Origin of the sequence: Pseudogemmobacter lacusdianii (assembly GCF_030848395.1) — a bacterium.
Classification (GTDB): domain Bacteria; phylum Pseudomonadota; class Alphaproteobacteria; order Rhodobacterales; family Rhodobacteraceae; genus Pseudogemmobacter; species Pseudogemmobacter lacusdianii.
In genome coordinates this window covers 65295-77860 of the sequence record NZ_JAVDBT010000009.1, presented here as the reverse complement: position 1 = coordinate 77860, position 12566 = coordinate 65295, and the positions used below count along the sequence as shown (strand labels likewise).

Genomic DNA, 12566 nt, shown 5'->3' with positions numbered 1-12566 from the left:
ATGATGCAAAGCAAATGGAAACTCTCTGGCCTGGCGGCGCTGCCTACAGCTCTGCTCACGGCCCTGCCCGCATGGGCACAAGAGGCGACCGAGGCTGTGACTGAGGCTGCCGCTGAAGTGGTTGAGGCCGCTCCGGTCTCGGGTCTCGACACCGGCGATACCGCTTGGATGATCACCGCCACCGCGCTGGTGATGTTCATGATCCTGCCGGGTCTGGCGCTCTTTTACGGCGGGCTTGTGCGCGCCAAGAACATGCTCTCGGTGCTGGTCCAAGTGACCGCAATCGCCGCGATGATGATGATCATCTGGGTGTTTTACGGCTATTCGTTTGCCTTTGGCGGCTCGGACAGCGCCTATTTTGGCGGCTTCGACAAGATCTTCCTCAAGGGCGTCACCGCGCAATCGGAATCGGGCACGATCCCGGAATATCTCTTTATCGCCTTCCAGATGACCTTCGCGGCCCTGACGCCTGCGCTGATCGTCGGCGCCTTTGCCGAGCGCATCAAATTCGGGGCGTTGATGGTCTTCTCGGTGCTTTGGGCGACGCTGGTCTACTTCCCGATCGCCCATATGGCTTGGGATCCGAACGGCCTCTTCTTCGGCTGGGAAGTGCTTGATTTTGCGGGCGGCACGGTTGTGCACATCAATGCTGGCGTTGCGGGTCTCGTGGGCGCGCTCGTCTTGGGCAAGCGCACTGGCTATGGCAAAGACAATATGGCGCCGCATTCGCTGCCGCTGGCAATCACTGGGGCAGGGATGCTTTGGGTTGGCTGGTTTGGCTTCAACGCCGGTTCGGCTTTGGGCGCTTCAACCTCGGCCACTTTGGCGATGCTCAACACCTTCACCGCGACGGCGGGTGCGACCGTGGCGTGGCTGGTGCTGGAAAAACTCTTCCGCAGCAAATCCTCGGCTTTGGGTGCGGCTTCGGGCATCATCGCAGGTCTTGTCGCCGTGACCCCGGCAGCGGGCGCTGTTGGCCCGGTGGGTGCGATCATCCTTGGCGCGGCTGGCTCGGCTGTGGCTTACTACTTCGTCTCGGTGGTGAAGGTGAAAGCCGGCTACGACGACAGCCTTGATGTCTTCGGCATCCACGGCGTTGCGGGCATCCTTGGCGCGATCGGCACTGGCATCTTGGCGTCGCCCTCCTTCGGAGGCCAAGGCTTCGGCGGTGAGCACACGATGGCCTCGCAGGTCTATGTACAGGCGCTGGCCGTGATCATCACCATCATCTGGTGCGCTCTGGTCTCGTACGTCCTGTTCAAGCTGATCGATAAGGTCATGGGCCTGCGCGTCTCGGTGGATGCCGAGCGGGAAGGGCTGGACCTGACCTCGCATGGTGAGCGCGCTTACCACAGCTGAGCGGTCTGCATTCTGGCTTACCACCACGGCGGGCCCTCCTTCCGGTCTGCCGTGTCACCTCAAGGCCCACAAGCTTGTCTTGTGGGTCTTTTTTGCCCCAGAGATTGGGCATGAAAAAAGGCCCGCGCAAAGTACGGGCCTTTTTTCATGGTCTGAACGTAAGGGCTTAGATCACGCCAAGTGCGCGCATCGCTTCGGCCACTTTCACGAAACCTGCGATATTGGCGCCCATGACATAATCGCCCGGTGCGCCGTATTCGTCGGCGGTGGCGGCGCAGGTGTCATGGATGTTGCGCATGATCGTCGCCAGACGGCCTTCGGTCTGCTCAAAGGTCCAGCTGTCGCGGCTGGCGTTTTGCTGCATCTCCAAAGCCGAGGTGGCCACGCCGCCCGCATTCGCGGCTTTGCCCGGCGCAAAGAGCACGCCCGCCTCTTGGAAGATCCGCACGGCATCGGGGGTGGTCGGCATGTTGGCGCCTTCGCCCACCGCCATCACGCCGTTCTTCACCAGCGATTTGGCATCCTTGCCGGTCAGCTCGTTCTGCGTGGCCGAGGGCATGGCCACATCGCAAGCCACATCCCAGATCGAGCCTTCGCCGGCCTTGATGAAATAGACGCCTTTGCCTTCGCCTTTGATGCGCAGATATTCCGAGATCCGGGCGCGGCGCACTTCTTTCAGCTCTTTCATCAGCTTCAGATCGATGCCGTTCTCATCGACGATATAGCCCGAGCTGTCGGACATCGCGATGACCTTGCCGCCGAAGGAATGCACCTTGGCCACGGTATAGATCGCGACATTGCCCGAGCCGGAGACGACGACTTTTTTGCCGTCAAAGCTGGTGCCTTTGGTGCCAAGCATCGATTGCACGAAATAGGTATTGCCGTAGCCGGTGGCCTCGGTCCGCGCACGCGAGCCGCCGTAGAACAAAGCCTTGCCGGTCAGCACGCCTGCCTCATAGCGGTTCGACAGGCGCTTATATTGGCCGAACATATAGCCAATTTCGCGGCCGCCCACGCCGATGTCGCCCGCCGGCACGTCGGTGTATTCACCAATGTGGCGGTGCAGTTCCAGCATGAAGGACTGGCAGAAGCGCATGATCTCACGGTCAGACTTGCCCTTGGGGTCGAAGTCCGAGCCACCCTTGCCGCCGCCGATCGGCATGCCGGTCAAAGCGTTCTTGAAGGTCTGCTCAAAGCCGAGGAATTTGATGATGCCCACGTTCACCGAAGGGTGGAAGCGGATGCCGCCCTTATAGGGGCCAAGCGCCGAGTTGAACTGGACGCGGAAGGCGCGGTTGATGCGCACCTGATTGTTGTCATCAATCCACGGCACGCGGAAAATGATCTGACGCTCCGGCTCACAGATCCGTTCGATCAGCGCGTCATCGGCGAAGTCGGGGCGTTTGGCGATCACACGGCCAAGACTTTCCAACACTTCGCGGACGGCTTGATGGAACTCGGCTTCGCCGGCATTGCGACGGGTGACCTCGGCCAAAATGGCCTCAAGTTTCTCAGTCAATTGCATTGTTACGACCTTCGCATTTCGCCCAATGACTAGGCGTCGGTCGCGGGACTAGGGTAATTCTTGCGCAAATTGAAGGGCCAAAGCGACAGAAAAGGCGAATTCTGCCGCTGGTTTCGGCAATATGACGCAAAATACCGCATAATTTTTGGTCATTTTGATCAATTCGGGGGCGTTTGGGGCGTTGCGAAGGGCGGGAGGCCCCCGCGCCCTTACGCCCCCAGCGTGATGAGCGCCGTGCCCGCCACAGCCAAGGCAGCCCCCGTCCAAGCCGCTGCGCGGGGTGGCTCGCGGCTGATCGCCCAAAGCATCGGTAGGATCAGGATCGGCGCGGTCGAGGATAGTGTGGTGACGATGCCCAGATCGCCCACTGCCAAAGCCGCCATCAAAAGCGACATGCCAAAGAAGATCCCCACGACGGCAGAGCCGCCGATCAGCCCTAAATCCCGCGCCGAGGGCCGCGCATCTGGGCGCAAGCGGGGAATGGCCAGCAGCAGCACGAAGAAGACCGCGCCAAGGCCGGAGCGCAGCGCCATCGCTGCAAAGGGCTCGGCCCCGGATTCCATTGCAGGGCGGGCAAGCAGGTTGCCGGTGGCTTGACCAAGCGCCGTCAGCAGACCAAGCGCAAGGCCGGGCAGCAGGGCCTTGGGCTTGCGCAGCCCCTCGGTCCCGCCGGGGCCAAGGATGGCGCAGGCGATACCCGTAAGGATCAGCGCCACGCCCGCGCTTTGCAGCGCGCCGATGGTCTCGCCTCGGAACATATAGCCCAAGACGACCGCGAAAGGCACAGCAAGCGTGAAAAGCAGCGCATTCAGCCGCGCGCCCACCAGCTGAATGGTGGCAATGAAGGTGGTGGTGGCCAGCATGATCCCGGTGACCGAGGAGGCGGCCAGCCAAAGCATTTGCTCGGCCGTCAGGCTGCGCCAGCTGCCCAAGGCCAGCATCGCGCTGACGGTAAAGGCAAAACCGATGGAATTTTGCCAGCGCGCCATTTGGAGCGCGCTGACTTTCGGGCTGACCCGGTCAATAAACAGGCCCGAAGCGGCGAAGGTGGCCGCCGCTGCCAGAGACAGAAAGACGGCCAACATCATTGGGACTTAGCTGATCACCTTGGCGATGGCTGCCGCCAGAACCGGCACGGTCTTGGTGTTCAGACCGGCAATATTGATCCGGCTGTCGCTGACTATATAGATCCCGTGATCTTCGCGCAGGGTGGTCACTTGCGCTTCGGTCAGGCCAAGACGGCTGAACATGCCACGGTGATCGGCCACGAAGTCAAAACGATCCGAATTGGTGGCGCGGCGCAGCTCTTCTGCCAGTTGGGTGCGCAGACCCAGCATGTTGAGCCGCACCTCTTCCAACTCGGCCTTCCAATCGGCGGTCAGCGCGGCATCCTCAAGGATGGTGCTGACGATCCGCGCGCCGTGATCGGGCGGGAAGCTGTAGTTTTGGCGGTTCAGGAAGTTCAGGTTCGCCTGCACCACGGCTTTGCGATCCGCCGAGGTGATCGCCACCAGAATGCCGGTCCGCTCACGGTAGATGCCGAAATTCTTCGAGCAAGAGGCCGCCAGCAGCACTTCGGGGAAGGCCGCAACCACTTTGCGCGTGGCTTCGGCATCCGCCTCAAGCCCGTCGCCAAAGCCTTGATAGGCGAGGTCAACAAAGGGCACGGCCTTTTTGGCTTGCAGCAGTGCGATCACTTGATCCCATTGTTCCGAGGTCAGGTTGGCCCCGGTCGGATTGTGGCAGCAGCCATGCAGCAAGACCGCATCGCCCTCGGCCACGCCGTCAAGATCCGCCATCAGCCCATCGAAATCGATGCCTGAGGTGGCCACGTCGAAATAGCGATATTCGACCGAGGTCATGCCAAGGAATTTGATGATCGAGGGATGGTTCGGCCAAGTCGGGTTCGAGAGCCAGACTTTTGCCTTCGGATTGGCAATCCGGATCAGCTCCAAAGCCTGACGGATGGCGCCCGTGCCACCCGGGGTCGAGATCGCGGCGGCGCGGTCTTCGTAGCCTGCGCCAAGGATCATCTCGATCATCGCGGCGCTGAACGCAGGCTCACCGGCCAGACCCGTATAGGCCTTGGTGGTCTGATCCGCCCAGATCTTCTGCTCGGCGGCTTTCACCGCGCGCATCACCGGGGTGAGCCCGGTCGGGTCTTTATAGACGCCGACGCCAAGGTCGATCTTATCGGTGCGCTTGTCCTCACGGAACATAGCGATCAGGGCCAGGATCTTATCCTGCGGCTGCGGGTTCAGCGTCTCAAGCATCTTCTTCGTCCTCTGTCTTCAGGCAGCGCCGGTCGCAACCGGAAGGTCTTCATACATGCCCCATTCGGCCCAAGAGCCGTCATAGAGCGCCCAGTCCCGGTGGCCCATCCGCTCCAGCGCCAGCGCCAGAATGGCAGCCGTGACGCCCGAACCACAGGAGGTGATGGCGGGTTTGCGAAGGTCGACGCCTGCGGCTTCGAAAAGCGCACGCAAAGCGGCGGGATCTTTCACGGTGCCGTCGGCGTTCAGAAGCGTGCCAAAGGGCACATTCTTCGAGCCGGGAATATGGCCCGCGCGCAGACCGGGGCGCGGCTCAGGCTCGGCGCCGGCAAAGCGCGCAGGCCCGCGCGCGTCGATCACCTCGGCCAGCCCCAGCTTGGCGGCATGGGCGACCTGCGTCACATCCTTAACCAGCCCCGCCTGACGCGAGACGGTCATGTGCCGGTCGCGCACGATCGGCGGCATGTCTTCCAGCTCACGGCCTTCGGCTTTCCACTTCGGCAAGCCACCGTCGAGCACCGCCACATCCGTCTTGCCCATCAGCCGGAAGGTCCACCAGACCCGCGCAGCCGAGAACAGGCCCGAGCCGTCATAGACCACGACCTGATGGCCATCGCCCACACCCATCGCCCGCATCCGCGCCATGAATTTCTCGATCGGCGGCGCCATATGCGGCAGTTCGGACCGCTGATCCGAGATCTCCTCAATGTCGAAGAAGCGCGCGCCGGGGATATGACCGGCCTCATATTCCGCGCGGCCATCGCGGCCAGCGGCGGGCAGGAACCAGCTTGCATCCAAGATCCGCAGATCGGGATCTTTCAGATGTTTGGCCAGCCACTCGGTCGAGACAAGCGTCTTGGGATCGTCAGCGGGGGAAGGGGGCATGGATCGGTCCTTCTGCAACTGATCCGCCCATAGCGCGGCGCGGGGCAGGGGCGCAAGGGCGACAGGAGGGAAGTGCCGTCAGAGGCCCGGTCCGAGGCCTAAAGCCGTCAGTTGCCTTGATGGCCCTGTTTCATGATCCGCGCCTTTTGGCGGTTCCAGTCGCGCTTGGCCGAGGTTTCGCGCTTATCTGCAAGCTTCTTACCCTTGGCGATGCCCAGCTTCAGCTTCACCATGCCGCGTTCGTTGAAATACATCCGCAGCGGCACGATGGTCATGCCTTCGCGTGCGGTGGCATTCCACAGTCGCGACAGTTCCTTACGGCTCACCAAGAGCTTACGGCGGCGGCGCTCTTCATGGCCCCAGTTGTTGGCCTGCAAATAGGGCGCGATATAGCCGTTGATCAGCCACAGCTCGCCATTCTCGACCGAGGCATAGCTCTCGGCAATGTTCGAGCCACCTTTGCGCAGGCTTTTGACCTCAGAGCCCAGAAGCATGATCCCGGCCTCAAGGTCAGATTCGATATGGTAATCGAATCTCGCGCGCCGGTTTTCGGCGATCAGCTTGGAATTGGGATCGGATTTCTCTGCCATGATCCCCACCAGATAGGCGGCGGCGGGCGCGCTGTCCAGATGCCCGCCGTTGGAACCGGCGTCTTGGGATGCGAAAACCGCAAGCCTCACCCAAAGCGGCGCTGGCGCTCGGTCAGGAAAAAGCTTGCAAGGGTGTCATCCACGGCCGGATAGGCGCTGAGGCTGTCGCGGATGCCGGGGCAAAGAAGCAGCACCCCTGATTGCGCCCAGATCGCCTCTTCCTCGGCAAAGATCGGGGTGATGATCTCGGCTTTCTGTGGGGCAAGCGTAATGGTTGCGCCGATGGTGGAGGTCAAGGCGCTGGCCTTCAGCCTTGCGTAAGGGGCCGCCATGAGGCTGACCGTTTGCAACAGCACCGGCTGGCCCGGCAACAGCATCAGGTCATCGCAGGCATCGAAATGCCCGCCCTTGATCTTCACCGCGCGCTCGGCCGGCAGCACCGCGCGGCGCGACAGGGCGGCGATGTGCTGCAAACCTCCGTCTAAAGTATGGAGCCGATCCCCAATCCGCAGCTCAGAGGCCGGCGTCCAGCCCTTCTCGGTTTCGACCAAAGTCGGGCCAAACATCCCCATCGCCAGCGCGGCACGGGTATGTGGCGCGGTGGGGCGGGGCAGGGCTGGGCTTGCGATCGGTTCAGCACTGACAGGCTCGGCGGAAAGGCGGCTGATATCTTGCATGAACATGGTCAGATCCTCGCTTCGGTTGCGGTTGCACTTGCGGTCCAAGGCTTTGGAATGGCGTTAAGCCTTGTGGCTGCCCGGACCGCCTGCCGCCCAATTCGCAGGCCATTCATGCCCTTTTTACGCCGTGCAAAAGGCGAATTCCCGGCATTGGCGGGCCAGCGGAAACGCCGAAAGCCCAAGCCCCGCATTGTCCGTAAGACCTGCCGTCGTTAAGATTTCATCAACCGATTTTCTGTGACATTCCAAGGACTCAGCCAGATCGAGCGCCGCATCTTTCGGCGCTTCAGCGGGCGATTCGCCGCGCTCCGACCCGCAGCCCCGAAAGCCCTGCGCCCACCACCAGCACCGCGCCCAAAAGCATCGGCAGATCGGGCCGCTCGCCAAAGATCACCGCGCCCAAGATCAGCGCGAACACGAGCCGCGTGTAACGGAAGGGCGTGACAGCCGAGACCTCGCCCGTGCGCATCGCCGCCGTCAAAGCGTGATAGCCAAGGACGGCAAAGACCGCCGTTGCCGCCACCAGCGCAAAGCCCGCCGCATCGGGCATCTGCGCCCCGCCGGTGACCGACAAGATCAGCCCGCCCGCCACGGCCAGCATGGCAAAGCCCAAAGTCCCGAGCTGACGGTTCGACAGCCCCTTAGGTGCCGCCCGCGTTGCCAGATCCCGTCCGGCAAAGCCGATGGTCCCGGCCACGGCCAGCAGCGACAAAGCCGAGAACCCCGCCGAGCCCGGCTGCAAGATCAGCAAGACCCCCAAGAACCCCACCGCCACCGCGATCCAACGCGAGAGCGGCACCTTTTCCCCAAAGAGCACCGCCGCTCCGGCCAGCACCAACAAGGGCGAGGCTTGCAGGATCGCCGAGGTTGCCGAAAGCGTGGTCAAAGCAATCGCCAAAGCGTGGAACAGCCGCCCCGCGACCTCAAGCACCGAGCGGATCGCCATCGCGCGTGAGGCGATCAGCCGGGGCAGGATCGGCTCGCCCATGCGCCGCGACATCAGCGCAAAAACTGCCATGCCGCACAGCCCGATCATCATCATCGCTTGGCCCACAGGCATATGCTGCGCGGCGGTCTTCAGCAGCATATCCTCGACGGCAAAGCCCGCCATCGAAGCCACCATAAACAAAGCCCCGCGCCGGTTTCCGGCACGGGGATCTGCAAAACTGGTGGGGGTCGGTGTCAGTTCAAAAGCCCCGCATGGCGCATGGCCGCGCGGATTTTCTCTTTGGTGCCCTCGGTCAGGCCAACATGCGGCAGCCGCACATCATCGGCGACCCGGCCCAAAAGCGACAGACCGTATTTCGCGCCGACAAGACCCGGCTCGATGAAGATCGCATCATGCAGCGGCATCAAGCGATCTTGCAACGCCAAAGCTTGGCGGTAATCGCCTTGCAGCGTCGCCGCTTGCAGCTCGGCGCAAAGCCGAGGCGCCACGTTTGCCGTCACCGAGATGCAGCCCACACCGCCATGGGCATTGAAGCCCAAAGCCGTGGCATCCTCTCCCGACAATTGGACGAAATCCTCACCGCAGGTGATGCGGGTGCGCGGCACGCGCGCCAGATCGCCGGTGGCATCTTTGACGCCAATGATGCGCGGCAGCTTGGCCAGCTCACCCATCGTCGCAGGCGACATATCCACGACCGAGCGGCCGGGGATGTTGTAGATGATGATCGGCAGGTTCGAGGCGTCATGCACAGCCGTGAAATGCGCGATCAGCCCGGCTTGGGTCGGCTTGTTGTAATAGGGCGTCACCACCAAAGCGGCATCGGCACCGGCACGTTCGGCATGCTGGATCAGCTCGATCGCTTCCATGGTGCTGTTCGATCCAGCGCCCGCGATCACCGGCACCCGGCCTGCGGCGAATTTCACCACGGCCTCAACCACGGCGCGATGCTCTTCATGGCTCAGCGTCGGGCTTTCCCCGGTCGTGCCCACCGGCACCAGACCTGCGGAACCCTCTTCCACATGCCAATCGACCAGCTTCTTGAGCGCGTCCATGTCCACTTTGCCGTCTTTAAACGGCGTGACCAGGGCAGGGAGAGATCCCTTAAACATGGCGCGCACTCCTGTCGCAGGGCCGAGACTCGGCCGGTTGGAAACGCGCCACCCTTAACGCCCGCGCTGGCCCTTGCCAAGCGCCGCTTAAGGGCAAGGGGGGTATCTTGTGCAAGCCCTTATGCGGCGCCGATGACGCCAACGTGGCTTGTCGCGGGCAGCAGGCTTTGGCAGATTCAGCACCATGATCAGCCGTTCCTTGTTCCCCCGTGTCCTGCTTTGCCTTTCGCTGCTCACCCCGCTTGCGGGCGTGGCTTTTGCGGATGAGGTTGCCTCTCTCAAAACCGCGCAAAGGCTGGCCGCCAGCCGAGATTGGACGGGCGCTTTGGCCGCCGCTCCGGCAGGGGTGGGGCGCGATCTGGTGCTGTGGCAGCAGCTGCGCGCGGGGACCGGGTCTTTGGGGGAATATGAGGATTTCCTCGCCCGCCGCCCCGATTGGCCGGGGCTCCCGTTGCTGAAAGAAAAGGGCGAAGAGGCGGTGGCCCGTTCCACCACGCCGTCGCGGATCATCGGCTATTTCGGCAAGGATCTGCCCCAGACCGCTAAGGGCGCGATCTCCTTGGTCGCGGCCTTGCAAGCCAATGGTCAACGCGATCTGGCCGAGACCGAGGCGATGCGCGCTTGGGTCGATCTTGAGTTTACCGCCGAGGAAGAGGCGGCGCTCCTCAGCCTTGCCCCCGATGCGGTCGCCCGCGTCCACCAGTTGCGGCTCGACACGCTCCTCTGGGCGGGCCGCCGGGCCGAGGCCTTGCGGATGCTGCCCCGCGTCAGCGCCGATTGGCAAAGGCTGGCCGCCGCCCGCATAGGGCTGCGCGCCGATCAATCGGGCACCACCGCTTTGATCGATGCCGTGCCAACGGCGCTGAAAGCCGATCCGGGCCTCAATTATGAGCGGTTTCTGTGGCGGATGCGCCGCGACGCCTATGATGATGCGGTGCAGCTTCTCTTGGACACCCCGGCTGAAAACCTTGGCAAGCCCGAGCTCTGGGCCGATCGCCGCGCTTTGATGGCGCGCTGGTTGATGCGCAACAGCCGCCCGCAAGACGCCTACCGCGTGGCCGCCCGGCATGGGCTGACCTCGGGCAGCGGCTTTGCCGATCTTGAATTCGTCGCGGGCTTCATTGCCTTGCGCAAACTCAATGATGCGGCCACCGCGCAAAAGCATTTTGCGGCATTGAAGGCCGGGGTCTCGACCCCGATCTCGCTTTCCCGCGCCGAATATTGGCTTGGCCGCGCCGCCGAGGCGCAGAATAAGGCCGAGACCGCAAACCAGCATTACAAGGCCGCCGCGCGGCATCAGACCGCCTATTACGGGCTTTTGGCGGCGGAAAAGCTGGGCCTGTCGCTGGATGCTGCGCTGCTCGACACCAGCCGCCCATCGGATTGGCGGCAAGCAGGCTTTGCCAAATCTTCCGTGCTGCAAGCCGCGCTTTTGTTGCAAAAGGCCGGTGATCTGGCGCTGTCGAAGCGCTTCTTCTTGCAGGTGGGGGAAAGCTTGGATGCCACGGGTCTGGCCCAGCTTGCCGATCTTGCCCTGGAACTGGATGAGCCGCATATCGCGGTGCTGATCGGCAAAGCTGCGGCCGAGCGTGGCATCATCCTGCCCAGCGCCTATTACCCGGTGCCGGGCATGGTGCCCGATGGGTTGGCGGTCAGCCGGGCCTTGGCGCTGGCGATCTCGCGCCGCGAAAGCGAGTTTGACCCCGCCGCGCGCTCGCATGCCGATGCGCGCGGGCTGATGCAGGTGCTGCCCGGCACCGCCCAGATCGTCGCCAAAGAGCTGGGGCTGGACTATGAAGCGGGCAAGCTGATCAGTGATCCGGCCTTTAACGTCATCATGGGGGCCGGGTATCTGGCGAAAATGGTGGACCAATTCGGCCCCTCGATCGCGCTGGTCGCCAGCGGCTATAACGCCGGGCCGAACCGCCCCAAACGCTGGATCGAGGAGTTTGGCGATCCCCGCCTTGCCAATACCGATGTGGTCGATTGGGTCGAAACCGTGCCCTTTGCCGAGACCCGCACTTATGTGATGCGGGTGGTCGAAGGCGTGGTGATCTACCGCGCCAAGCTGAAAGGGCAGGTGGGTCCGGTGCGCATCACCTCCGAGCTGAAGGGCTGACCTCAGACCCGGTGATAGGGTGAGCCGGAGAGAATCGTGGCCGCGCGGTACAGCTGCTCGGCCAGCATCACGCGCACCAGCATATGCGGCCAAACCATCGCGCCAAAGCTGATCGCCAGATCGGCCCGCGCCCGCAAGGCAGGATCAATCCCATCCGCGCCGCCGATGACAAAGGCCGCATCCTGCCGCCCGCCATCACGCCATTTCGCCAGCTGTGCTGCGAAATCGGGTGAGGACATCACCTTGCCGCGCTCATCCAGCACGCAAAGCACCGCACCCGCCGGCACGGCGCGCGAGAGCAACTCGCCCTCCGCCGCCATGCCGCCGCCGCGCTTATCTTCAACCTCATGCTCAAAAACCGGGCCGAGGCTTAACGCCCGCCCGGTTTTGCCCAATCGGTCCAGATAGTCTGAGACCAATGCCCGCTCTGGGCCAGCCCGCAGGCGGCCCACGGTGCACAGGTGCAGCCGCATCAGCCTTCCAGCGGACGCGTGCCGGTGTGGCCGCCGGGCAGCCACATCTTCTCAAGCTGGTAGAAGTCGCGGACTTCCGGGCGGAAGACGTGGATGATGACATCGCCGCTGTCGATCAGCACCCAGTCACCGGTCTCTTTGCCTTCCATGCGGGCATAGATGTTGAAGTGCTCCTTCAACTTCTCGGTGAGCTTTTCTGCGATCGACGCCACTTGGCGCGACGAACGGCCCGAGCAGATCACCATGTAATCGGCCACGTCCGAACGACCGCGCAGGTCGATCTCGACGATCTCTTCGGCTTTGTCGTCATCAAGCGAGGCCAACACGGTTTCGAGAACCTGTTGGGCGGTGTATTTGGCGGGAGCGGGACGCTCTTCGCGCGGGGCGACCGGCAGTCCGGTCGTGGGGTCTGAGTGAGACAGGACGTGGGTCCTCCGAAAGTCGCGCCGATCCGGCCCCGGCGCTGGGTGATCCGGCAAGGGTAACCCTCAATGCGGTCAATCTCAACACGCTCCGGAAAGCGGGGGCGAATAGCGACGATTCGGCGCAGATGCAAGCGCCGCCGCCCGCTTTCCTGCGCGCCGCTGCGTGACAAGGCAGAAAA

12 protein-coding genes are annotated in these 12566 nt (G+C 63.2%); 2 read left to right on the top strand and 10 right to left on the bottom strand.

Features of this window, described 5'->3' with window-relative positions; all coding sequences use genetic code 11:
- The first annotated feature begins 3 nt into the window (after positions 1-3).
- Positions 4-1359, top strand: coding sequence for an ammonium transporter (locus tag Q9295_RS10775; protein ID WP_373457458.1), 1356 nt, complete (start codon positions 4-6; stop codon positions 1357-1359).
- 166 nt (positions 1360-1525) lie between these two features.
- On the opposite strand, the gene gdhA is transcribed toward Q9295_RS10775, so the two are convergent.
- The 8 genes from gdhA to dapA form a co-directional block, all read right to left on the bottom strand.
- A complete protein-coding gene (gdhA, locus tag Q9295_RS10770; protein WP_306680571.1) occupies positions 1526-2884 on the bottom strand; it encodes an NADP-specific glutamate dehydrogenase in 1359 nt (452 codons plus the stop codon).
- Positions 2885-3093: 209 nt separating this feature from the next.
- Positions 3094-3972: an EamA family transporter gene (locus Q9295_RS10765; RefSeq protein WP_306680570.1), complete on the bottom strand. Its 879-nt coding sequence runs from the start codon at positions 3970-3972 to the stop codon at positions 3094-3096.
- A 6-nt stretch (positions 3973-3978) separates the two neighbouring features.
- Positions 3979-5157: an amino acid aminotransferase gene (locus Q9295_RS10760; RefSeq protein ID WP_306680569.1), complete on the bottom strand. Its 1179-nt coding sequence runs from the start codon at positions 5155-5157 to the stop codon at positions 3979-3981.
- A gap of 18 nt (positions 5158-5175) precedes the next feature.
- Positions 5176-6042 carry a 3-mercaptopyruvate sulfurtransferase gene (sseA, locus tag Q9295_RS10755; protein ID WP_306680568.1) on the bottom strand — a complete coding sequence of 289 codons (867 nt, stop codon included), beginning with the start codon at positions 6040-6042 and terminating at the stop codon, positions 5176-5178.
- Positions 6043-6149: 107 nt separating this feature from the next.
- On the bottom strand, positions 6150-6632 hold the full coding sequence (gene smpB / locus Q9295_RS10750; RefSeq protein ID WP_306680567.1) for an SsrA-binding protein SmpB: 483 nt from the start codon (positions 6630-6632) through the stop codon (positions 6150-6152).
- 86 nt (positions 6633-6718) lie between these two features.
- On the bottom strand, positions 6719-7315 hold the full coding sequence (locus Q9295_RS10745) for a Hint domain-containing protein (RefSeq protein WP_306680566.1): 597 nt from the start codon (positions 7313-7315) through the stop codon (positions 6719-6721).
- Positions 7316-7598: 283 nt separating this feature from the next.
- Entirely contained in the window at positions 7599-8441 is an 843-nt protein-coding gene (locus tag Q9295_RS10740; protein WP_306680565.1) for a DMT family transporter, read from the bottom strand.
- 53 nt (positions 8442-8494) lie between these two features.
- Positions 8495-9370 (bottom strand): 4-hydroxy-tetrahydrodipicolinate synthase, encoded by an 876-nt coding sequence (dapA, locus tag Q9295_RS10735; protein ID WP_306680564.1) that lies wholly within the window; start codon positions 9368-9370, stop codon positions 8495-8497.
- Positions 9371-9554: 184 nt separating this feature from the next.
- On the opposite strand from dapA, the gene Q9295_RS10730 reads away from it, so the two are divergent.
- Positions 9555-11489, top strand: coding sequence for a lytic transglycosylase domain-containing protein (locus tag Q9295_RS10730; protein ID WP_306680563.1), 1935 nt, complete (start codon positions 9555-9557; stop codon positions 11487-11489).
- 2 nt (positions 11490-11491) lie between these two features.
- Here the strand turns inward: Q9295_RS10730 and rlmH are convergent, their stop codons facing one another.
- Both rlmH and rsfS read right to left on the bottom strand, forming a co-directional pair.
- Positions 11492-11962 (bottom strand): 23S rRNA (pseudouridine(1915)-N(3))-methyltransferase RlmH, encoded by a 471-nt coding sequence (rlmH, locus tag Q9295_RS10725; protein WP_306680562.1) that lies wholly within the window; start codon positions 11960-11962, stop codon positions 11492-11494.
- A complete protein-coding gene (gene rsfS / locus Q9295_RS10720; protein ID WP_306680664.1) occupies positions 11962-12357 on the bottom strand; it encodes a ribosome silencing factor in 396 nt (131 codons plus the stop codon). The genes rlmH and rsfS overlap by 1 nt, the downstream gene beginning before the upstream one ends.
- Positions 12358-12566: the final 209 nt, after the last annotated feature.

What these genes read in the sequence shown, in the direction of transcription:
- rlmH (WP_306680562.1), bottom strand. Translation starts at nt 11,962, where the DNA reads ATGCGGCTGCACCTGTGCACCGTGGGCCGCCTGCGGGCTGGCCCAGAG.
- dapA (WP_306680564.1), bottom strand. Translation starts at nt 9,370, where the DNA reads ATGTTTAAGGGATCTCTCCCTGCCCTGGTCACGCCGTTTAAAGACGGC.
- Q9295_RS10760 (WP_306680569.1), bottom strand. Translation starts at nt 5,157, where the DNA reads ATGCTTGAGACGCTGAACCCGCAGCCGCAGGATAAGATCCTGGCCCTG.
- smpB (WP_306680567.1), bottom strand. Translation starts at nt 6,632, where the DNA reads ATGGCAGAGAAATCCGATCCCAATTCCAAGCTGATCGCCGAAAACCGG.
- Q9295_RS10775 (WP_373457458.1), top strand. Translation starts at nt 4, where the DNA reads ATGCAAAGCAAATGGAAACTCTCTGGCCTGGCGGCGCTGCCTACAGCT.
- Q9295_RS10730 (WP_306680563.1), top strand. Translation starts at nt 9,555, where the DNA reads ATGATCAGCCGTTCCTTGTTCCCCCGTGTCCTGCTTTGCCTTTCGCTG.
- Q9295_RS10745 (WP_306680566.1), bottom strand. Translation starts at nt 7,315, where the DNA reads ATGTTCATGCAAGATATCAGCCGCCTTTCCGCCGAGCCTGTCAGTGCT.
- sseA (WP_306680568.1), bottom strand. Translation starts at nt 6,042, where the DNA reads ATGCCCCCTTCCCCCGCTGACGATCCCAAGACGCTTGTCTCGACCGAG.
- Q9295_RS10765 (WP_306680570.1), bottom strand. Translation starts at nt 3,972, where the DNA reads ATGATGTTGGCCGTCTTTCTGTCTCTGGCAGCGGCGGCCACCTTCGCC.
- gdhA (WP_306680571.1), bottom strand. Translation starts at nt 2,884, where the DNA reads ATGCAATTGACTGAGAAACTTGAGGCCATTTTGGCCGAGGTCACCCGT.